This window comes from Massilia aurea (assembly GCF_040790145.1).
Classification (GTDB): Bacteria; Pseudomonadota; Gammaproteobacteria; order Burkholderiales; family Burkholderiaceae_D; genus Telluria; species Telluria aurea_C.
Map to the genome: position 1 here is coordinate 1 of NZ_JBFMMP010000031.1, position 20,222 is coordinate 20,222.

17 protein-coding genes are annotated in these 20,222 nt (G+C 65.6%); 5 read left to right on the forward strand and 12 right to left on the reverse strand.

The window, feature by feature from the left end:
- Nucleotides 1-390: 390 nt before the first annotated feature.
- The gene (locus AB2N08_RS22520) at nt 391-801 is read left to right on the forward strand and encodes a DUF2061 domain-containing protein (RefSeq protein WP_367613137.1); all 411 of its coding nucleotides are present in this window, start codon (nt 391-393) and stop codon (nt 799-801) included.
- A gap of 1 nt (nt 802) precedes the next feature.
- Here the strand turns inward: AB2N08_RS22520 and AB2N08_RS22525 are convergent, their stop codons facing one another.
- Together AB2N08_RS22525 and AB2N08_RS22530 are read right to left on the reverse strand one after the other, a co-directional pair.
- On the reverse strand, nt 803-1,537 hold the full coding sequence (locus AB2N08_RS22525; RefSeq protein ID WP_367613138.1) for an SDR family NAD(P)-dependent oxidoreductase: 735 nt from the start codon (nt 1,535-1,537) through the stop codon (nt 803-805).
- A complete protein-coding gene (locus AB2N08_RS22530; RefSeq protein ID WP_367613139.1) occupies nt 1,534-2,574 on the reverse strand; it encodes a patatin-like phospholipase family protein in 1,041 nt (346 codons plus the stop codon). Before AB2N08_RS22530 ends, AB2N08_RS22525 begins: the two co-directional genes overlap by 4 nt.
- A gap of 18 nt (nt 2,575-2,592) precedes the next feature.
- On the opposite strand from AB2N08_RS22530, the gene AB2N08_RS22535 reads away from it, so the two are divergent.
- Both AB2N08_RS22535 and AB2N08_RS22540 read left to right on the forward strand, forming a co-directional pair.
- Complete coding sequence (locus AB2N08_RS22535; protein ID WP_367613140.1) at nt 2,593-3,825, forward strand: phosphatase PAP2 family protein; 1,233 nt, start codon at nt 2,593-2,595, stop codon at nt 3,823-3,825.
- A complete protein-coding gene (locus AB2N08_RS22540; RefSeq protein WP_367613141.1) occupies nt 3,801-4,418 on the forward strand; it encodes a CDP-alcohol phosphatidyltransferase family protein in 618 nt (205 codons plus the stop codon). Before AB2N08_RS22535 ends, AB2N08_RS22540 begins: the two co-directional genes overlap by 25 nt.
- On the opposite strand, the gene AB2N08_RS22545 is transcribed toward AB2N08_RS22540, so the two are convergent.
- Together AB2N08_RS22545 and AB2N08_RS22550 are read right to left on the reverse strand one after the other, a co-directional pair.
- Nucleotides 4,369-6,162 carry a bifunctional alpha/beta hydrolase/class I SAM-dependent methyltransferase gene (locus AB2N08_RS22545; protein ID WP_367613142.1) on the reverse strand — a complete coding sequence of 598 codons (1,794 nt, stop codon included), beginning with the start codon at nt 6,160-6,162 and terminating at the stop codon, nt 4,369-4,371. The two genes, AB2N08_RS22540 and AB2N08_RS22545, sit on opposite strands and share 50 nt — an antisense overlap.
- Nucleotides 6,159-7,058: a phosphatidate cytidylyltransferase gene (locus tag AB2N08_RS22550; RefSeq protein WP_367613143.1), complete on the reverse strand. Its 900-nt coding sequence runs from the start codon at nt 7,056-7,058 to the stop codon at nt 6,159-6,161. The genes AB2N08_RS22545 and AB2N08_RS22550 overlap by 4 nt, the downstream gene beginning before the upstream one ends.
- A gap of 316 nt (nt 7,059-7,374) precedes the next feature.
- Between AB2N08_RS22550 and AB2N08_RS22555 the strand changes: the two genes are divergently transcribed.
- Nucleotides 7,375-9,489 (forward strand): sigma-54-dependent Fis family transcriptional regulator, encoded by a 2,115-nt coding sequence (locus AB2N08_RS22555; RefSeq protein WP_367613144.1) that lies wholly within the window; start codon nt 7,375-7,377, stop codon nt 9,487-9,489.
- Nucleotides 9,490-9,516: 27 nt separating this feature from the next.
- Nucleotides 9,517-10,530, forward strand: a complete 1,014-nt coding sequence (locus AB2N08_RS22560) for a beta-propeller fold lactonase family protein (RefSeq protein ID WP_367613145.1) — start codon at nt 9,517-9,519, stop codon at nt 10,528-10,530.
- A gap of 6 nt (nt 10,531-10,536) precedes the next feature.
- Here AB2N08_RS22560 and AB2N08_RS22565 read toward each other — a convergent pair whose 3' ends face one another.
- The 8 genes from AB2N08_RS22565 to AB2N08_RS22600 all read right to left on the reverse strand — a co-directional run bounded on the left by AB2N08_RS22565 (nt 10,537) and on the right by AB2N08_RS22600 (nt 19,903).
- Nucleotides 10,537-11,601, reverse strand: coding sequence for an ATP-grasp domain-containing protein (locus tag AB2N08_RS22565; protein ID WP_367613146.1), 1,065 nt, complete (start codon nt 11,599-11,601; stop codon nt 10,537-10,539).
- Between the two features lie 61 nt (nt 11,602-11,662).
- Nucleotides 11,663-12,607, reverse strand: a complete 945-nt coding sequence (locus AB2N08_RS22570) for a quinoprotein dehydrogenase-associated putative ABC transporter substrate-binding protein (protein ID WP_367613147.1) — start codon at nt 12,605-12,607, stop codon at nt 11,663-11,665.
- On the reverse strand, nt 12,604-13,011 hold the full coding sequence (locus AB2N08_RS22575; protein WP_367613148.1) for a c-type cytochrome: 408 nt from the start codon (nt 13,009-13,011) through the stop codon (nt 12,604-12,606). The genes AB2N08_RS22570 and AB2N08_RS22575 overlap by 4 nt, the downstream gene beginning before the upstream one ends.
- 2 nt (nt 13,012-13,013) lie before the next feature.
- Nucleotides 13,014-14,819, reverse strand: a complete 1,806-nt coding sequence (locus AB2N08_RS22580; protein ID WP_367613149.1) for a methanol/ethanol family PQQ-dependent dehydrogenase — start codon at nt 14,817-14,819, stop codon at nt 13,014-13,016.
- 39 nt (nt 14,820-14,858) lie between these two features.
- Nucleotides 14,859-15,203, reverse strand: a complete 345-nt coding sequence (locus AB2N08_RS22585) for a hypothetical protein (RefSeq protein ID WP_367613150.1) — start codon at nt 15,201-15,203, stop codon at nt 14,859-14,861.
- Nucleotides 15,204-15,250: 47 nt separating this feature from the next.
- Complete coding sequence (gfa, locus tag AB2N08_RS22590; RefSeq protein WP_367613151.1) at nt 15,251-15,829, reverse strand: S-(hydroxymethyl)glutathione synthase; 579 nt, start codon at nt 15,827-15,829, stop codon at nt 15,251-15,253.
- A 44-nt stretch (nt 15,830-15,873) separates the two neighbouring features.
- Complete coding sequence (gene adh / locus AB2N08_RS22595) at nt 15,874-17,394, reverse strand: aldehyde dehydrogenase (RefSeq protein WP_367613152.1); 1,521 nt, start codon at nt 17,392-17,394, stop codon at nt 15,874-15,876.
- Nucleotides 17,395-17,575: 181 nt separating this feature from the next.
- Nucleotides 17,576-19,903 (reverse strand): TonB-dependent receptor, encoded by a 2,328-nt coding sequence (locus AB2N08_RS22600; protein WP_367613153.1) that lies wholly within the window; start codon nt 19,901-19,903, stop codon nt 17,576-17,578.
- Nucleotides 19,904-20,222: the final 319 nt, after the last annotated feature.

Sequence of the window (20,222 nt, forward strand, 5' to 3'; positions counted from 1 at the left end):
GAAGTCTTTGGCACCTTCATCAAACGCCCACACTTATCGACTGTTAATTTTTAAAGAACTTTATTCGGTGCTGCTTCTGCTGTTTGCTACGAAGCGTTGTGTTCGTTAGCAGCAGAGAGGCGAGAGTATGAGGTGTTTCTCATTTTTCGTCAACCCCATCTTTCCTTCGCTGTCGCTGATTTTAAGCAGCGTCTGCGTCGGGCAGAACGAAACTATAACAAACTTGTGACATGTTCCGCAAGGGGCCGACGAAAATTGACGAGGCTATCACAGCCAAACATCCGATAGAGTATAACTATTAAAGGAGTAGATTTATATTGCTTTGTGCGGCAATCGAGAATCACTATCATTTAGCTCTACCGTATCAACACGCAGTTTCCAGGAGCCACCATGGTCGTCGCCGCCAAGAAAACCAGCCAGGTCATCACCCATATGGCCATCGCTTTCATCATCGCCTACGCACTCACCGGTTCGGTCATGTTCAGCGGCCTGGCGATCATCATCGAGCCGGTAATCAATGTGCTGCTCCTGCCCTTCCATGAGAAAGCCTGGGCGGCAATCCGCGCCCGGGCGCGGTCGGAGCGCGAACGCTATGCACGACTCGCGGCTGAAAAGATCAGCCAGACCGCCATGCACATGGCGGTGGCGTTCGCCGTAATCTACTGCGCCACCGGCTCGCTCGCCTTCGGCGGCATCGCGGCGATCCTGGAACCGGTGTGCAATGTGCTGCTGCTGCCGATCCACGACCGCTTCTGGGACCGGCTCGAAGTACGTGTCGCCGGCCAGCACGGCGCCGCCTGACTTACTTGCGGCGCAAGTTACGCAATCCCGACGGCATCAGGTTGAACAGCCGGACCAGCCAGTGCAGCTGCCACGGGAACACGCAGCGCACCGCGCGCCGCTCGATGGCGTCCACGATGCGCCGGATGGCGTCATCCTCGGCAAGCAAGAACGGCTTGCCGCCAGCATCGCCGTCATTGAGTTCTCGCAGTCGGGCCGTATCCACATACCCCGGCACGATCGTCGTCAGCGCGATGCCCAGTGGCGCCAGCGCCTTGCGGTAGGTATCGCAGATGCCGATCGCCGCCCGCTTGCTGGCACTGTAGAGAGAACCATCCGGATACGCTTTCAGCAAACCCGCGATCGAAGCCACTGCCACGATCTGCCCGCGCCCCTGCTCGCGCATCACTGCCGCAGCAGCGTCGAAGGCCGCGACCAACCCACCAATATTCGTGTGCGCTAGCCGCAGCCCCAACGCCGGCTGCGCCGCAAGACCCGCCGCGTCGACATACTGGCCGGCCGTGACGATCACCATGTCCAGCCCTGCCGCGCCGAAGTCCTGCATGGCGCCAGCCACGGCGGCGCGGTCGGCGATATCGAATGCGTAGGTGCGCACACCTGGCGCGCTTGCCAGCGGATGCCCATCGAGCCGCGTGACGTCGCGCCCGCACAGCGCCAGCTCTGCCCCGTGCGCAGCGTAATGCGCGGCCAATCCGAGGCCGATCCCGCTCGTGCCGCCGATGATCATGATCCTCATTGCCGCGCTCTCGTCAAAGCGGCCATCCCCTTGCGATAGCCGTAGTCCCATTGCATGCGCACCTGCGCCACATACGCGTCGTGCGAGGCCGGCACAGCCAGGCCGATGCGGTTGGCGCGCCAGTCGATCCGCTTGCCGACGCCGTGGCTGCGCAGGTTGCGGCCCACGTCGCGCGTGTCGACCCAGGCTGCGGCCTGCTGCGCGTGCACATGCCGCAGCCGCGCCGCGCCATCGAGCCCCAGTACCGCGCGCAGCGCCGGCAGTGCGAGCCACGGATTGAAGGGTGATTTGCGCTCCATGATCACCTCGTGCGCGAGCGTCTGCGCCAGCTCGATCGGGAACAGGTCGATCACGCCGCCCGTGTAATGCCGGCCGGCGCTGGCGTGGCTGGGAAAGTAGAACATGTCGGCCACCGAGATCCGCACCGCATCGTCGATCGGCATCGTGGTCTCGGTCTGCAGTAGCGAAGCGATGGCGCCGCCGCTCCAGCGCGGATCGGCCGCCGGCGCAGAGCATCCGGCCAGCAGTGTTGCCACGCGCTGCGGCCCGAACACCACTTGCTCGAACAGCGCCCGCCCAGCGCGCGGGGCGCCGACATCGGCTGGTCCGAACAGCAGGCGGCCACCGACAACCGCCAGCGCCGGCGCATCCGGTAGCGGGGCCTGCGGCAGCGGCAGCACCTCGGGCAGCTCGAACAGGTAGTCGTGGAACAGGTCCGGCACGCGTGGCGCGGCAGTGCGCATGACCCAGCGCCGCGCGGCGCCGCCCAGCACCCGTGGCAGTGTCGCGTTGTCGCCTGGCCGGATCGCGCGCAGAAAACGATGCATCGCCGTGGAGGCGACCCAGTCCAGCCGCGCCGGCGCATCGGGCAAGCCGGCGATCACCGCAGCAGCGATGGCGCCGCCGCAGGTGCCCAGCAGCAGATCGGGCGGGCGCCCGCAATCTTCGGCTGCCGCGTGCACGCCAAGATAGTAGGCAAAGCGAAAGCCGCCTCCCGCCAGCACCAGGCAGCGTGCGTACTGTTCTCGAGTCTCCATCCGATGCATAATGCACAAATGCAACAGCAACCACAAGTCCAACGCATCCCGCGCCAACCTGGCGGCGTGTCGATGGGTCAGCGCTGGCTGCACCTGGCGCTCAATGGCCTTGTCTTTGGCATTTTCTACCCGCTGGCCAACCTGCTGGCGCACCAGCAGCAAACGCGGCGCAGTCTCGCGCTCGCGTGGGATGGGTCGATTGCCTTCGCCGCCTGGATGGTGGTCCCGTACCTCACGTCAGGCCTGATCTTCACGCTGGTGTTCTTCGTCGTGCGCACGCCCGAGCAGCTGCGTGTGGTCAGCCGGCGCCTGCTGCTGGCCACGATCGCCGGCTGCCTCGTGTTCGTGATGGCACCGGCCCGCTTTGCACTCGAACGCCCGACCGTGACCGATGCCCTGCCCGCCGCCCTGTTCGGGTGGCTGCACCTGGTCGACCAGCCCTACAACCAGTTCCCGTCGCTGCACGTGGCGTATTGCGTGATCTTCTGGTGCGCCTTGCGCCCATTGTGTGGCGGCTGGGCCAGAGCTGCGCTGGCAGCCTGGCTGTTGCTGGTCGGCGCCAGCACCGTCTTCACCTGGCAGCACCACTTGCTCGATGTCGCGGGCGGCATCGTGCTGGGCGTTGCCGCGGTCGCGACGATCCGGTCCGGCGCCACGCGTACGAACACCGTCGCGTTCTATTACCTGATCATGGCCGGCCTCATGCTGTTTGGCGCGCTGGCACTGGGCAGCCCGCTGGCGGCATATGCGGCGGCCAGCCTGCTGCTGGTGGCGGCAGCGTATCGCGCGCGGCGCGCCGACTTCCTCGTCAAGCGGGCCGGCACGCATCCGGCGCGTACCTGGCTGCTGTTCTGGCCCTACCTGGCCGGCTACCGCCTGACCTGGATGCTGGTGCGGCTGCGCGAGCGGCGCCGCCCGGCGTGCATGCCAATGGCGCCCGGCCTGTGGATCGGCCGCCGCCTGACCAATACCGAAGCGCGCCGGCTGCCGCCCGATTGCCACGTCATCGACCTGTGCGCCGAGCTGCCCGCAACGGCGCGCCTGCGCGCTAACTACCTGCATATTCCACTGATGGACCTGCACGCGCCCCGCCCCGGCCAGCTGCGCGCGGTGCTGGCCGCGATCGCGCAGCAGCACGCGGCGGGCCGGCCGGTCTACGTCCATTGCGCCATGGGCTACAGCCGCAGCAGGCTGATTGCCCGCCTCTATCTCCGAAAGCACCCGCCATGTCCTTCTCGCTCTACCAGCTGAAACCCCGCTTCCAGCAATTGCTGCGGCCCGCACTGGCCGCACTGGCGCGCGCCGGCGTCACACCCAACCAGATCACGCTGGGCGCCATGGCGCTGTCGGTGGCGTACGGCGGCACGCTTGCGCTCGATCCCGGCAACGCCGCGCTCTGGTTTGGTGTGCCGCTGTTCCTGCTGCTGCGCATGGCCTTGAATGCCATCGACGGCATGCTCGCCACGGCCACCGGCAACAAGACGCCTCTCGGCGCGCTGCTCAATGAACTGTGCGACCAATTGTCGGACGCGGCGTTGTACCTGCCGTTCGCGCTGGCCGCAGGTATCGCGCCAGGCCTGGTGGTGCTCGCCGTCGTGGCCGCGCTGCTGACCGAATTCGCCGGTGTGCTGGTGCAGGCGATCGGCGCGCCGCGCGGCTTCGAGGGCCCGATGGGCAAGAGCGACCGCGCCTTCGCCTTTGGCGTGGTGGCGCTGTTGATTGGTGCCGGTGTGGCGCCAGTCTGGGCCAACGGCGTGCTGGTACTGGTGCTGCTGCTGTCGGCGCTGACGGTGTTCAACCGCCTGCGCCGGGGCCTGCGGCCTTGCGCGCCAGCGACACGCTGAAGATCCCCTCGACGCCGATTGCCGTCTCGAGCTTGCGCGCGCCGGCCAGCGCCACCAGCGCATCCATCTCGGCCTGCGGGCGCGGGCGCATCTTCCAGGGCCTGCCCTGGTGATTCACCAAGGTGTAGGCAATCATGTCCAGCTGCGGATGCCAGGGCTGCGCGGTATAGATCAGGTAACCGCCCGGCCGCAGGCTGCGCACTACGCCCTCGAGTGAGGCCCTCACCTGCGCGTTGTCGCTGAACAGCTCATACAGGCCAGAGACGATGGCGATATCGTAGCGGCCCTCGTGGCCGGCATAGCTGGCGGCGCTGAACGCATCGCAGCGCTGCACGTCGACCGGGACCTGCAGCTGCAACGTCTGCGCCAGCTGCCGCGCGTTGTCCACGTTGTACTGCATGTAATCGCGCAGCGAGACTTCGATGCGGCGGTCCTGGAACCGCTTGACCGTCTCGAGCACGTAGCGCGCCGAGCCGGCCGCGATATCGAGGATACGCAGCGGCTCGTGCGCCGGATGGGCGGCGATGCGGTCGGCCAGCATCCGCTGCAACTGCACTTTGCGTACCCGCACGCCGCGCCAGCCCACCGCGTCGAGGTAACCGCGGTCGATGATCTTGCCCACGCCAAGCCGGCCGCCGGCCTGGTTGCGGTACACGTAATCGAGCGACTCGCCCGAATCGAAGCCGTTCTTCAGGCCGATGCGCATGCCGTCGCTCAGCGGCCCGAGCACGCCCAGCATCCTGCGCTGCAGGCCGAACCAGGCGCGCGCGCCGGCGCTGCCGCTTTCGTCGCGCTCGAGCGCCGCATACGCCTGCGCCGTATGGCCACTACGGTCGGCGCCGATGTACTGCGCCGGTGCGCGCGGCGCGGCGGCAAAACAGGCGGCGATGAAATCGACGCTGGCCTGCACCGCCACCGTGGTGTCGCGCTCATAGAACACGGCGTGGAAGCAGTCTTCCAGCCGCACGTAGCGCTTGATCGAGGCGCTCAGGCCATCGAAGAAACGCCGCTGCGGCGCTTCGGCGACCACGTAATCCTTGTCCGCCGCCAGCATCAGCACCGGCACGTCGATCGCCGCGGCGTCGCCCACGATCCGTTCGGCGGTGTCGTTCAGTTCGAGCAGGATGCGGGCCGAAATGCTTTTCGCGATCAGCGGATCGTTGGCGTAGGCGTCGGCTTCTTCCTTCGAATGCGTGAGCATGCCGGGGCGGATGTAGCTGGTGACGAACAGGTCGGGCTTGAAGCGCCGCGCAAAGCGCAGCGCCGGCTTGGCGAGCGGGACATACAGCTTGATGCTGAAGGCGGCAGCGGCCATGATCAGGCCACGGATCGCCGGCGCGTAATCGTGCACCCAGGTCGCGGCGACGACCGCGCCGACACTGTTGGCAACGACGATCGTGTCTTGCGGCGCAATGCCATAGGTGGCGGCGATGTGCTGCGCGAAGCGATCGAGGTCGTCGACCAGCGTCGCAAAATCGGGGGCGTCGCCCCGCTCACCGGGCGAGTGGCCATGACCGCGCGCGTCATAGGCGAAGGCCCAATCCTCGTGCATGCCGAAACGCTGGACCAGTGGCGCGATGCGCCCCGAATGCTCATGCCCGCGGTGCAGGAAAATCAGCGCGCGCGGGGGCCGCGTGGCGGGAAGCACCACCGGTTTCCAGGCGCGGTAGAACAGGCGGACGCCATCGCTGCCGGTGAAACCGGATTCGATCGTGGTCCATGCGATTGGATGCTCGAGTTTCATGTTGGTCCCTGTTCGAAGATGTGCAGCAGGCAGTACAAGAGGGGGGCGGTCAGGACCAGGCTGTCGACGCGGTCGAGAATGCCGCCGTGGCCCGGAATCAGGGTCGAAAAATCCTTGATGCCGAGGCGGCGTTTTGCGGCTGAAAACATGAGGTCGCCCGCAAAGCCGGCCAGCGACAGCACGAACGCAAACCAGGCCAGCGTGAGCGGACCGGCCAAGCGCAGGTATGTGCCAAGCGCCAGACTGACGACGAGCGAGATGACGATCCCGCCTGCCAGCCCCTGCCAGGTCTTGTTGGGGCTCACGCCGGGGGCGATCTTGTGGCGGCCGAAGAGTTTGCCCGAGACGAATTGGGCGATGTCGTTCAGCGCGGTCAGGATGAACAGGTACAGCGCCCACGCGAGGTTGGTCTCTTCGCCGAACGGTAAGGTGGTGAACGTGGCCAGGACCAGCATCGCGCCGGTGGTGACCAGGAGGATCAGCCAGATCAGCGCCCCGCGCCCGGGCCGGCGCCAGTAACACAGCGCCCCGATCGCGAGCACGATGGCGACCAGGGGCGGCGCCAGCGTCGGCGCGACAACCCCGATGCCGATGGTGGCCAGGAGGATGCCGGCCGCGCCGGGATGAAAATACCGGCCTTCATAGTGGGTATGGAGCTCGACGACGGCCAGCACGCACACCAGCAGGCACAGGGCGGGCAAGCCGAAGGGATAGGCAAGCAGCGCCAGCGTGACAATCGGGAAAATGCGCCACCAGGCAGCAACCTGATGGTGCAGCATCGACGGCGCGGCGCCGCGCGCGGCGAGCCGGATCGACAGCGACACCGCTGCCAGCAGGGCGTACAGGACGGTCAGGGCGATGCTGAGCTGCGGTCCGGCGTCGAAGAACGGAAACATCGTTGCTGCCGAAAGTTGCTGTTAGTGAATTATAACAACTCACCGACTCTTCGTCGTCGATCCAATGGACCTGACATTGCGCTGGGAGTTCCCACGCGTGCGCGCATCGCTGACCGTCGTCTGGAACCTAGCAAATCGAATGGGTACACCACCTCGCCGCGTTCAAAATGCTTGAAATATTCTGGGGTGAACGTAAGATCAGGCTGGCGATGTCAATACGCCCTTGACACCGGTAATTATTTCGCTCACACGCTGGTCAAAAATAGTCCACAGATGACGGTGCTCCAACAGCACCAGTCAGGACGCAGGAGACACCATGCTGGAAGCCGCTGCGGAGCACGTCAAGCGCGTCCATTCGGTCGTGCGTGGGCGAACCTCGTCCCATCGCTTGCCCGGCCCGGTAGCGGCCCATGATGCGGCGCTCTTACCCGCCTCGCATACGGGCAACGAGCCGGGCCTTCCTGGCGCCATGAGCCGCATCACCCGCTCGTGGATCCGCTGCCTCGATGAATACAAGCTCGACCCTGGCGCCTGCCTCGAGCCCGAAGTCGTCGCGCCGGCCGACCTGCAAGAGCGCCAGGACCGCCATGCCGACCTGCAAGCCGTGGCCAAGGTCGAGATGGCCAACCTGTATCAACAACTGGCCGGCTCCGGCTACGCCATCATCCTGACCGACCGCGATGGCGTGCTGCTCAATTATTTTGGCGACCCGGCGTTCACCCACGCGGCATCCAGGACCGGCCTGATGCAGGGCGCGGTATGGAGCGAACGCGTGCAGGGCACGAATGGCATGGGCACATGCCTGTTCGAACAGCGTCCCGTGACGGTGCATCAGGACGAACACTATTTGTCGCGCAACATCGGCCTATCCTGTGCGGCGGCGCCCATCTTCGACCCGGGCGGCGACCTGGTCGGGGTTCTGGACGCGTCCGGCGAATCCCATCTGGCGCAACAGCACACGCTGGCGCTGGTAAACATGTCGGTGCAGATGATCGAGAACCGGGTGTTCCTGCAGCAGTATCGCCACGAATTCATCATGCGCTTCCATAACCGCCCGGAATTCATCGGCACCCTGAGCGAAGGGGCGATTGCCCTGAGCATCACGGGCAAGGTGCTGGCGGCAACGCGCTGCGCGCTGTTCCAGCTTGGCCTTGGCGGGCGCGGCGAGATCGTCGGCCGCGATGTCACTGAGTTGTTCAACATCACCTTCGGCGGCCTGGTCGATGCCAGCGCAAAGAAGGCGTTCCATCCGGTGCCGGTCTTCGAAGCCCGCAACGGGGCGCGGTTTTTTGCCACGCTGACGTCGCCCGAATCGGGCGCCAACGTTGCCAGCTTTATCCGCGCGGGCAATCAGGCGCGCCCGGTGCTGTGCAACCATGCCACGGCAGCGCGCAGCGCCGCACTCGACGCGCTGGCCTGGGGCGATCCGCTGATGGCTGCGCATATCGACACGGCCAGGCGCGTGAGCGACCGCAACGTCGCGATCCTGTTGCAGGGCGAAACGGGCAGCGGGAAAGAGCGGTTTGCGCGTGCAATCCACCTGTCCAGCAACCATGCGGCGCGCCCTTTCGTGGCGATCAATTGCGCCTCGATACCCGAAAGCCTGATCGAAAGCGAACTGTTCGGATACCGCTCCGGCGCGTTCACCGGCGCCAGCAAGGATGGCCAGCGCGGCAAGCTGCTGCAGGCCAATGGCGGCACCCTGTTTCTCGACGAGATCGGCGACATGCCGGTGGCCCTTCAGGCGCGGCTGCTGCGCGTGCTCGAAGAACGCGAAGTCACGGCGCTCGGCAGCGAGACGCCGGTCAGGCTCGACATCCACCTGATCAGCGCCACGCATTGCGACCTGCACGCCAGGATGCATCGGGGCGAATTTCGCAGCGATTTGTATTACCGCCTGCAAGGCGTGACGATCACCCTGCCACCGCTGCGCGACCGTACCGATCGCCGCGCCCTGATCCTCCAGTTGGCGGCCGAAGAGAGCGATGCCGGCGCCCCGGTCGAAGTCGACGCGGCCTTGCTGGCCATGCTCGAGCAGCAGCACTGGCCCGGCAACCTGCGCCAGCTGCGCCACGTGCTGCGCACCATGATCGCACTGCGCCAGTCCGATTGCCTGACGCTGCGCGACGTGCCGCCCGACTATCATGCCGACGCGGCCGCCGCGGCCAGGTACGCGCCGCCTGCGGCTGGTGCAGCGGCCGGGCCGGCAGCCGACGCGACACCGCACCACATGCCGCAAGCCGTTGCGGCGCCCGAGCCGGCAGGCAATTCCCTGGCCAGCGCCGAACGCCGCGTCTTGCTGCACGAACTAGCGTGCCACGACTGGAACCTGAGCGGCGTTGCGCGCACACTGGGTATCAGCCGCAATACGCTGTACCGAAAATTGCAACGGCTTGAGATTGCCTGGCGTGAAAAATCCCTGATTCATTGATTTGCCGATCTTCTTTCCGGAGACCCGATGACCTTGTCACGCCCCCCATGTCTGGATGTCCTCGCCTTTGCGTTGCTGGCATTCCTGGCGCCGTTCCTGGCCGCGCCCGCAACCGGTGCGCCCCAGTCGGCCGTCGCTGCGCGTGTGCCTGGCGCGGGTCCGCAACTGGCATACGTGCCAAACGAAGGCGCCGGCACGATTTCCATCATCGACACAGTCAGCGACAAGGTACTCGCCGAACTCCCCGGCGGCAGCAAGCCACGCGGGCTGGCAGTCGACCCGCAGCGGCGCTGGCTGTATGTCAGCGACCAGCCACGCAACCGGCTGCAATTGGTCGACCTGGCCGGCCGCAAGCTGGGGGGCGAGATTGCACTGGGCGAGTCGCCCGAAGGCGTGTCGATCTCGCCCGACGGCCGCTGGGTGGTGGCCGCCCTCGAGGGCCACAACCAGATCGCCGTGGTCGATACGCGCAGCCATGCGCTGGCCCACGCCATTGCGGTGCACGGCAAGAACCCCGAACATGCGGTATTCAGCCCGGACGGGCGGCTGCTGTTCGTCAGCGCCGAAGAAGGTGACGCTGTCGACGTCATCGATTTTGCCAGTCGCAAGCAGGTGGCACAGGTGGTCGTTGGCGCGCGGCCGCGCGGCATCGGCTTCTTGCCCGACAGCCGGCGCGCTTATGTCGCCACCGAAAATGCGAACGAGGTATTCGTGATCGACACCGTCAGTTTTGCCGTCGTTGCCCGCATCAAGGCCGGGCTGCGCGCAAATGGCATTGCCGTGCATCCGGATGGGCGCGAGGTGTACGTGTCAAATGGCGGCGACGCCAATGTCTCGGTGATCGATACCGTCAGCAACCAGGTGGTGGCCACGATCCCGGTCGGCGGGCGACCGTGGAATATGGCGCTGACACGAGACGGCAAAAAACTGTACGTTGCCAATGGCCGCTCGAACAGTGTGTCAGTGATCGACACCGTCAATCGCGTCAAATTGCGCGACATCCCGGTCGGCAAACTGCCTTGGGGCGTGGTGATCCGGTAGGTTGGTTCAGCTGCCGACATCGACGCTGATTGGGCGATGCCCGCGTGGCGGCGCCGGTAGCGGCAGTGCACCCCGCCCGCTCAACAGATCGAGCACCAGCGCGGCCGGATTGCGGCCGATCGACGCATGCAGGCCGGCGTACGCGGCTGTCAGGCGCGGGTTCACATCGAGCACCACGGCGCCGCGCGCGGTCAGGATGAAGCTGACGCCGACATAGCCCCACAGGCCGGGCAGTGCCGCCGTCACTTGCTGGGCCAGGTGCGCCAGCGCGCCGTCATCGTCGACCAGTCCGTTGACGATGCAGCCAAGGACATGAAACCGGTTGTCGCGCATCGCTACCCGCTCGTGATTACAGGCCAGTACCTGCGCCACGCCGTCGCAGCAGAGCAGCGACAGGCTGCCCGGCTTGCCCGCAACGAAAGGTTGCAGCACATAGCCCGGCGCGGCGCTGGCGCGGATCCAGGCCAATGCCGCGGCGCGGTCGCGGAACAGGCGCGTCTGCAGGCAGCCGGCGCCATCGTCCGGCTTGACCACCCACGGACCGCAGTCGTTCGGAAGCACCCCATTCGTGACGGTGGTGCTGGTGACATGCGCCCGCGTGACGGGCGCATGCGGACTGCAGGTGGCGACGGTGGCCACGCCGCCAGCGGCCAGCGCGCGCGTCAGCGCCAGTTTGCTGGCGGTCACGCCCACCGTGGCTGGCGCACTGCCCAGCAGGATGCGCCGGCCACGCAGAATGTCGCGCGACAGGCATTCGAGCGAGCCGCCCGATTCCAGCACCAGCGGCCACACCGCATCGAACGCGCCGCTGCTCGGGACAGCGGCCAGGCTGGCCGCCGTCGCGACGTCGATGCCGGGCAGCGCGCCCAGATCGCTCAGCAGCGCACGCCACAACAGATCCCCCTGGCGCCGCAACGACCGTGGCAGCGGCCTGGCCGGCGACAGCGCGGCGGCATGATCGACGACCAGGACGCTCAGCGGTCCTGTCGGTTGCGCCGTGGCGTGGCCAATTGCGTGGCCCATTGCGTGCGCCACTGCTTGCGCCATTGACTGGGCCATCGACTGGGCCATCGCGCTCCTCCGGCATATGCCACGGTCATGCCACCGTCCCCACGCCAGGCTCCGGGCCGTATCAGGGTGGCGCCGGGTGCGGTGATGTGTGCAGCGCCTGCTTTTCATCGTCCAGCAGCGGAACCCCGTATTGTTCGAGAATGCCGTTGATCTCGGCCTGCTTGATGGTGATCAGGGTATCGATCCGCTCCCGCATCGCCTTGTCGCCATGCCGCACCGCCATCGCGATCGCGAAGTCCATCTTCATGTCGGGCCGCGACTTCAGCGGCACGGCCACGATCGGCGCCGTGCGGGCCGTGCGCGCGAAGTAGCCGGCGATCGGCCCCCACACAAAGGCGAGATCGATCTTGCCGCTGGCCAGATCGCTTTCGATGGTTTCGCCCGGCGTCTGCGCGGCATCGCCCGACTGGATCTGGTACCACTCGACTTGCTCCATCAACGCGTTCTTGAGCAACCAGTCGGTGATGGGCGAGGCGGTGAACACACCGAAGCGCAAGTGGCTGCGCTGCGCGGGCGGCAGCGCCAGCAGCGCGTCCAGATCCTGCACGCCATCGAGGCCCTTGCCCCTGCCCTTGACGTACACCATGGCGTAACTGGAGTGGTAGTACGGATGTGTGGTGGCGGCCAGGTCGAAGCCGGTGGGAACGCCCGTAACCAGGTCGCATTTGAAGGTGTCGCTATGCTCTTTCCTGGCGCGCAGGGTGTTGCGAATGAAGCCGATGCGTTGCGGGAACCAGGTAGTCTCGAGTGTCCAGCCCAGCTCACGGGCGAACAGCGCCGCGATCCGGTTCTCGAAGCCGGTCTGGTCGCGGTGCGAGAACGGCAGGTTGTTCGGGTCCTGGCATACGCGCAGCACCTTGTCGTTCTCTGGCGACACCGCCCCTCCGGCTGGCTGCGCCGCGCATGGCAGCGCCAGCGCGGCGAGCAAGCACAGTCCGCCAGACCAGGCGTGCACAGACCAGGTGGCGAGCCGGGCCCGCGCAGCGTTGCACATGGCGCCCGTCATTTGCCGATCTCCTGCAGGCGGCCGGGCTGGATCGCGCCGTCCGAGCGCCCCTTGAGGTAGGCGTACAGGCTGTCGATGTTATCGGCCACCATCTTGCTGCCATCAAAATTGGGCATGCCTTTTTCGATCCGCCCTTTCAGGACGACTTCCTTGAATTGCTCTTTGCTGAGCACCTTCAGGCTGCCGACCAGCGACGGACCAACCATGCCTTCCTGCGCTGCACCATGGCAGCGCTCGCACGCCATTGCGCGCCAGGTGCGCCAGCCGGCCAGGGTGTGGCCGTCGACCTTGCTGCCGTCGCTGACCTGGTACAGCGCCGTGTCCGCGGCCTGGGCCGTCGCAGGGGCAACATGACAGATCAATCCGGCAGCCACGGCGAGCCTGCCTGCGAATCGCGTGTACATGCTCAACGCTCCGGCAAGGCGAACACGGTCAGCACGCCGCCCAGCTCGGTGTACTTGGCCAGATCCTTGTAGCCACCCACCGCGCCCAGGCCTTCGGTGCCCTTGGTCAGGCCGGCCGCGAGGCCGATGCCGGCCCAGCCGCCAATGCCCGACAACACGCCGATATACTGCTTGCCCTTGTATTCCCAAGTGGTGACGTTGCCGATGATGCCAGACGCGGTCTTGAACTTCCACAGCTCCTTGCCGTTGAGGTCGACCGCTTTCAGATAGCCTTCCAGTGTGCCGTAGAACACCACGTCGCCTGCCGTGCTCAGCGCGCCGCTCCAAACCGAGAACCGCTCGGGCCTGGACCAGACGATCTTGCCGGTGCCGGCATCCCAGGCGATGAAGTTGCCCATGCCACCGTGGCTGTTTGGCGCCGCATACATCGACAGCGTCGAGCCGACATATGGCTGGCCTGCCGTGTATTCAATCTGAAACGGCTCGTAATCCATGCAGACGTGGTTGGTCGGCACGTAGAACAGGCCCGTCTTGCGCGAGTAGCTGGCCGGTTGCTGGTCTTTGGTGCCAAGAGCTGATGGGCAAATGCCCTTGGTGTTGACGTCGGGTCCGCCCTGGTCGGTACTGTACTTGGCGACGACCTGTGGCCGGCCGCTCTTCATGTCGACGTGCGTGGCCCAATTGACGACCGGATCGAATTTTTCGGCGACCAGCAGCTCGCCGCTGACCCGGTCCATCGTGTAGGCAAAGCCGTTGCGGTCGAAGTGCACCAGGGCCTTGCGCGGCTGGCCCTTGACCTTGATGTCGGCCAGGATCATTTCGTTGACGCCGTCATAGTCCCACTCATCATGCGGCGTCATCTGGTAGACCCACTTCGCCATGCCGGTGTCGAGGTCGCGGGCGAAGATCGCCATCGACCAGCGGTTGTCGCCCGGGCGCTGGCGCGGATTCCAGGTGCTCGGATTGCCGGTGCCGTAATACACGAGGTTGGTGGCCGGGTCGTAGCTGTACCAGCCCCAGGTCGTGCCGCCGCCGAGCTTCCACTGGTCGCCCTGCCAGGTCTTGAGCGACGAGTCGGGGCCGATCGGCGCCATCTTGCCGTCGGTCCAGGTCATGGTCTTGGCGGAATCGACCAGCATATCCTGGTCGGGGCCGGTGCTGTACGCGGTCCAGAGTGTCTTGCCGGTGTTGATGTCGTGCGCCGTGATGCGGCCACGCACGCCGAATTCGCCCCCGCTGATACCGGTCAGAATCTTGTCCTTGAACACGTGCGGCGTGTTGGTGGTGGTCTCGCCTTTCTTGGGGTCGCCCACCTTGTTCTTCCACAGCTCTTCGCCCGTCTTTGCGTCCAGCGCCACCAGCGTGGTATCGGCTTGCTGCAGGAAGATCTTGCCATTGGCGTAAGCAACGCCGCGGTTGACGGTGTCGCAGCACATCACCGGGATCACGGCCGGGTCTTGCTTGGGCTCGTACTTCCAGCGAATGCTCTGGTCTTCGAGTGCAATCGCGAACACCTTGTTGGGGAACGGGCTGTGGATGTACATTGTGTCGCCGATCACCAGCGGTCCGCCTTCATGGCCGCGCAGCACGCCGGTGGAGAAGGTCCAGGCGACGGTCAGATTGCGCGCGTTCTTGCTCGTGATTTGCTTGAGTTCGCTATACCTGTGATTGTTCAGGTCGCCGGCCTGCATGGCCCACACCTTCGGGTCCTTCGTCAGCTGTGCGACATCCGAGTCGGCAGCCCATGCCGCGCCGGCAGCCAGCAACAGACATGCGCCCCACCCGATACCTTTCTTCTGCCATGACATGGTTGTCTCCTTGTGATTGTTATATTGGTACTGCGTGCGTCACTTCTGCGGCACGGCGCAGGCCTTGTTGGCGCCGGCTTCGATGTCGCGAAATTTTCCGGCCATGCTCTTGCTCGATGGTGCGTCGCGAAACACGCCGCCGCGTTCGCCGCTCAGCGACTGATTGCGCAAGGCCATCGACATCGCCACGAAATCGTCATACGGCAACGCACCGGCGATGCGGTCGACCACACACGAGCATTTGTAGAGGTACTCCTGCTTGCCGTCATGCTTTTGCATGCACTCAAGCACATACTCGACCCGCCCACTGGTCGGAAAATCATCGGCCGGCGCCGGTAGTGGCGCGGCCAATGGCAGCAGCAACAAGAGCTGCGATCGCTTCATCCTGGTCCCCCTTCATCCTGAACGCGTCAGCGCTGATCTTTGTGGCGCTAATCCTTGAGCACACCACTTTTCTTGGCGACCTGGGCCGCGAGCGCATCCATCAGCGGCGGTGACAGCGCGTCATATGGCGTCAAGCCGAGTTCGGTCAGGCGGGTGCGCACCGCCCCCATCCGCTCGGGCCGCGTGCCGGCTTCGATGATCGACGAGACAAAGGCCGCGAACGTGGGCGCCGCCCAACCCTGTTCGCGCGATAGCTCGGTATGCACGAAATCGAGGCCGAAGAATGCGTGATCGCGGTTTTCGATACGCCCGAACATGTGCACACCGCACACTTCGCAAGCATGGCGTTGAATGGTGGCGCCTGGATCGACCACCTTGAGCTTGCCTTCATTGGCGCTCACGTCGACCTGCTCGCGCCCCACCACGGCGATCTGGGAAAACAGGGCGCCAGCGGGCTTCCAACACTTGGTACAGCCGCACACGTGGTTGTGTGCCACCTGCGCACCGATCTCGACCGTGACGGCATCGGTGGCGCAATGGCAGGACAGCGTGCCGCCCCCAAAGTCTGGCAGCGTCGGCGCGATGCCGTTGTCGACCGCCGGGTGAATATTGACTGCGTCGCTCATGACCGTTCTCCCTGGATGGATAGTTCGCCGATGCGTGAAGTGCTTCAGAAAAAGCCCAGCGGCTTGGGGCTGTAGCTGACCAGGAGATTCTTGGTCTGCTGGTAGTGGTCGAGCATCATGCGGTGGTTCTCGCGGCCGATGCCCGATTGCTTGTAGCCGCCGAAAGCCGCATGCGCCGGATACAGGTGGTAGCAGTTGGTCCAGACGCGCCCGGCCCGGATCGCGCGGCCGACGCGGAACGCGCGCGAGCCGTCGCGGGTCCAGAGGCCGGCGCCCAGGCCATACAGTGTGTCGTTGGCGATCGCCAGCGCCTCGGCTTCGTCCTTGAAGGTGGTGACCGCGGCCACCGGCCCGAAGATTTCCTCTTGAAAGATGCGCATCTTGTTGTCGCCCTTGAAGACGGTCGGCTGCACGTAATAGCCGCCGCCCAGGTCGCCGGCGAGTTGCTCGCGCGCACCGCCAAACAGCAGCTTGGCGCCTTCGCCCTTGCCGATCTCGAGATACGACAGGATCTTGTCGAGCTGCTCTTGCGATGCCTGGGCGCCCAGCATCGTCGCCGGATCGAGCGGATTGCCCTGCTTGACCGCAGCCACACGCGCGATGGCGCGCTCGATGAAGCGGTCGTAGATCGACTCTTGAATCAGTACGCGCGACGGGCAGGTACAGACTTCACCCTGGTTCAGGGCAAACATGGCGAAACCTTCCAGGCATTTGTCGAAGTACTCGTCGTCGAACGCCATCACGTCCTCGAAAAAGATGTTGGGCGACTTGCCGCCCAATTCGAGCGTGACGGGAATCAGGTTTTGCGCGGCGTATTGCATGATCAGGCGGCCGGTGCTGGTCTCGCCCGTGAACGCGATCTTGGCGATGCGCGGACTGGAGGCCAGGGGCTTACCGGCTTCGAGGCCGAAGCCGTTGACGATATTGAGCACGCCCGGCGGCAACAGGTCGCCGATGAGTTCAATCAGCACCATGATGGAGGCCGGCGTTTGCTCGGCCGGCTTGAGCACCACGCAATTGCCGGCCGCGAGTGCCGGCGCCAGCTTCCAGACGGCCATCAGGATCGGAAAGTTCCAGGGAATGATCTGGCCGACGACGCCGAGCGGCTCTTGCAGGTGGTAGGCGAAGGTGTCCTGGTCGATCTGCGAGATCGAGCCCTCCTGGGCCCGGATACAGCCGGCAAAGTAGCGGAAATGGTCGATCGCCAGGGGAATGTCGGCGGCCGTGGTTTCGCGGATCGGCTTGCCGTTGTCGATGGTCTCGGCCGTGGCCAGCAGCTCGATGTTCTGCGCCATGCGCTCGGCGATGCGGTTCAGGATATTGGCCCGGTCGGCCGGCGAGGTGCGGCCCCAGGCGTCGGCGGCGGCATGGGCGGCATCGAGCGCCAGTTCGATATCCTCGGGGCCGGAGCGTGCGACTTCGCAGAAGGGTTCGCCGGTGATCGGCGTGATGTTGGCGAAGTAGGCGCCCTTGACCGGCGGGACGAAGCGGCCGCCGATGTAGTTGTCGTAGCTCTGACGAAACGGGTTCTTGACACCCAGTTTGTCGATGTCGGCAAGATTCATGCTGGTCTCCCTGGTCTTTTTATCGAGGCGCCGTGAACAGCGTGGCGTCGTGTAGTCATCCATCGCAAGGGCCGTGCCAGCAACGCTGCGGGGCAAGCGGCCGGGGATGGCGCGTCATGAACGACGCACCTGTTCCACGATTGCGCCGGGCTGATACAGGTGTGCCAGCGACGTCAGCAGTTCAAAACCGGTAGCGCAACCCGGCAACCAGGGTCCGCGGCGCGCCCGGCGCCACGAAACGCGCGTTCTCGGCGTCGCCCGGCGTTTCGTGCGGCTTGATCAGCTGGCCATGCGGGAACAGGTCGGGCGCCACCGCGCCGAAGGTCTCGTAGCGGCGATCGAACACATTGCTGACGCGTGCGAACAGTTCCCACCGGGGCGCCGGCCGGTAGCTCGCGCGCAGCGTGAGCACGCCATGCCCGGGAATGCGCCAGTTGGCGCGCGCGGGTTCGTCATCGTCGTCCGGGTCTTCGGTCAGCCCGTCCTCATTGCCCTGCGTGATCAGGGACGAGACCAGGTGCAGGTAGGCGCCAAGGTCCAGTTGCGGATTCACCGTCCATGCCAGTGCCAGCTTGGCGGTGTGACGCGGCAACCCGGCGATCGGGGTGCCCCGGCGCACGGCGACATGGCGCGCACCGGTGAACAGTTCGCCGTCGGCGTCGTACTCGGCTTGCAGGTAGCTATAGGACAGCTGCAGCGTGAGCGGTCCGAATTGCCGGTCGACCATGGCATCGACGCCCTGACGGCGTGTGCGGTCGAAATTGGCAAAATAACCCTGGCGCGAGGGCGAACTGAAGAACAGGATATCGTCGTCGCTGACCGTGCGATGGAGCGATACCGTGTAGCTGGTGGCGTCGGCGGCGCCGCGAATACCAGCCTCGAGCGTGCGCGCCACGATCTGCTTCAGGTAGGGATCGGCTTGCAGGCCGACCGGCAGGCGGCACGGATGCTCGGGATCGGCGCAGCCCAGTTCGATCACGGTCGGCACCCGGTTGCTCTGGCCAATATTGGCGAACAGCGTTGCCTGCGGATGGAGACGGTGCGTCAGGCCGAGCGCGGGATTCAGGCGCGAATAGGTAAAGCTCTCGGTCGGCTGGGGACCATTCTCGTCCGTCAGCGTGTTGGTCACGCGCGCACGGTTAAAGCGCAGGCTGGCGCTCAGCTGCGTGCCGGCAGCCAGCGGCACATTGACTGCGGCATACACGCCGGCCGTGCGCGACTTGCCGGTCACGCCGGAGGACAGTTCGGACGCCTCATTAGCGTCGCCAAGCACTTCGCGCCCGGGCGTCACGAACGCGGCCTGCTCGTACTGGGCATAGTCGACGTCGCTATGGTCGAGACTGGCGCCGGCGTCGAATCGCACCACGCCGCGCCGGGCGGTGATGGCGATGCTGGCGCCCTGGCTGTCCTGGCGCGTGCTGGTCGTGTTCAGCACGCCACTGTGCAGGGCGGCGCCTTGCGCGCGCGTGAAGCCGCACTCGTCCGGCTCGAGTGGGGCGCCGGCGGCGTCGAAGCCATCTTCGCAATCGTCCACGTAATCGTCGTAGTCTTCGCTGGCATCGCCGTTGACGGTGTCGCGCCGGCTGTTGCGCGCGTAGGCCACGGCGCTCAGCTCGGTCAGGCTGCTGAAGCGATGGGCAAGATTGACGGTGCCCTGGACCAGGCGGTTGCGGGTAGTATCCGGGTGCGTGTAGACGGCGCGGCGGTCGTCGCGGTACAGCAGCTCGGGCAGCAAGCCGTTGCCGAGCAGGCGGCTGCGGCCGCCCAGCAAGGATGCGCTCCAGTCGGTGGCGCCCTGCGAGCGGCCAAGCTTGATGAACACGTTCGCCAGGTGACCGGCCGAATGGTCGCGCCAGCCCTCGTCGTCGAATAGCGTCGAGCCGAGAAAGCCGTGCCAGCCGTCGCCCTGGCGCCAGCCGTAGGCCAGGTCGGCGCGGCGCCGCCCTTCGTCGGTCAAGGACAACTCGGCCTCGCCGCCGGGGTGCGTCAGGCCGGATTTGGTGGTGAAGGCCAGTGCGCCGCCCAGGGTGTTCAGGCCGAACAGGGGATTGGCGCCAGGAACCAGCACCACGCTGCCAATGGCAGCCTCGGGCACCATGTCCCAGTTGATGACGTCGCCGAACGGTTCATTGACGCGCACGCCGTCGAGATAGACCGAGATGCCTTGCGAACTGCCCAGCACCGGCGAGGCGCGAAATCCGCGAAAGGTGATGTCGTTCTGGAATGGGCTGCCGGAAACCTCGTTGACGTTCACGCCAGTGAGCTTGCGGGCCATGAATTCGCTGAGGTTTTCGCCCACCGACTGCCGGATGGCGTTGTCGGCAGCGACCTGGACCGGATAGGGCAACAGATCACGCTCGATGCCCAGGCCGTACAAGGGCGCGATGCCGACGATGTCGACCTTGGCCAGGGTGACCGGAGCGTCGTCCGACGCGGCGGCGGCGCACGGCGAGAGGATGGTGGCCAACGCGGAAAAGGCTGCGCCGGACGAGCGGTATGTCAGCTGCATTGCTTGTCCCCTGTTTTATGTTTTGTCAGGAGAGATCAGCAAGGGACGTGCCATGGGGTTTGGTGCGCGGTTTACTGTCGAGTTGTTCAATTACGGAACAGGTGTGCAGGTGACCGCTCTGACATGCGACGCAAACGTGGCATGGCGCTGAGGCGCTGAAGCGCTTGTTTGCCCAGCATCAGGGTCCGGCGTCGCGAGCAGGGCTGCCAAGCTATGTTGACGCAGAGTTGTTCAGACGCCCCAAAGCGAAAAGCCCCGCTCAGAATCTCTGAGCGGGGCTTTTCTAATAACTAGCCTGACGATAACCTACTTTCACACT

Excerpts from the sequence above, each read along its gene's own strand:
- adh (WP_367613152.1), bottom strand. The coding sequence starts at position 17,394 with ATGAATCTTGCCGACATCGACAAACTGGGTGTCAAGAACCCGTTTCGT.
- AB2N08_RS22520 (WP_367613137.1), top strand. The coding sequence starts at position 391 with ATGGTCGTCGCCGCCAAGAAAACCAGCCAGGTCATCACCCATATGGCC.
- AB2N08_RS22555 (WP_367613144.1), top strand. The coding sequence starts at position 7,375 with ATGCTGGAAGCCGCTGCGGAGCACGTCAAGCGCGTCCATTCGGTCGTG.
- AB2N08_RS22600 (WP_367613153.1), bottom strand. The coding sequence starts at position 19,903 with ATGCAGCTGACATACCGCTCGTCCGGCGCAGCCTTTTCCGCGTTGGCC.
- AB2N08_RS22565 (WP_367613146.1), bottom strand. The coding sequence starts at position 11,601 with ATGGCCCAGTCGATGGCCCAGTCAATGGCGCAAGCAGTGGCGCACGCA.
- AB2N08_RS22550 (WP_367613143.1), bottom strand. The coding sequence starts at position 7,058 with ATGTTTCCGTTCTTCGACGCCGGACCGCAGCTCAGCATCGCCCTGACC.
- AB2N08_RS22540 (WP_367613141.1), top strand. The coding sequence starts at position 3,801 with ATGTCCTTCTCGCTCTACCAGCTGAAACCCCGCTTCCAGCAATTGCTG.
- AB2N08_RS22580 (WP_367613149.1), bottom strand. The coding sequence starts at position 14,819 with ATGTCATGGCAGAAGAAAGGTATCGGGTGGGGCGCATGTCTGTTGCTG.
- AB2N08_RS22570 (WP_367613147.1), bottom strand. The coding sequence starts at position 12,607 with ATGACGGGCGCCATGTGCAACGCTGCGCGGGCCCGGCTCGCCACCTGG.
- AB2N08_RS22530 (WP_367613139.1), bottom strand. The coding sequence starts at position 2,574 with ATGGAGACTCGAGAACAGTACGCACGCTGCCTGGTGCTGGCGGGAGGC.
- AB2N08_RS22535 (WP_367613140.1), top strand. The coding sequence starts at position 2,593 with ATGCAACAGCAACCACAAGTCCAACGCATCCCGCGCCAACCTGGCGGC.
- AB2N08_RS22560 (WP_367613145.1), top strand. The coding sequence starts at position 9,517 with ATGACCTTGTCACGCCCCCCATGTCTGGATGTCCTCGCCTTTGCGTTG.
- AB2N08_RS22545 (WP_367613142.1), bottom strand. The coding sequence starts at position 6,162 with ATGAAACTCGAGCATCCAATCGCATGGACCACGATCGAATCCGGTTTC.
- AB2N08_RS22525 (WP_367613138.1), bottom strand. The coding sequence starts at position 1,537 with ATGAGGATCATGATCATCGGCGGCACGAGCGGGATCGGCCTCGGATTG.
- gfa (WP_367613151.1), bottom strand. The coding sequence starts at position 15,829 with ATGAGCGACGCAGTCAATATTCACCCGGCGGTCGACAACGGCATCGCG.
- AB2N08_RS22575 (WP_367613148.1), bottom strand. The coding sequence starts at position 13,011 with ATGTACACGCGATTCGCAGGCAGGCTCGCCGTGGCTGCCGGATTGATC.
- AB2N08_RS22585 (WP_367613150.1), bottom strand. The coding sequence starts at position 15,203 with ATGAAGCGATCGCAGCTCTTGTTGCTGCTGCCATTGGCCGCGCCACTA.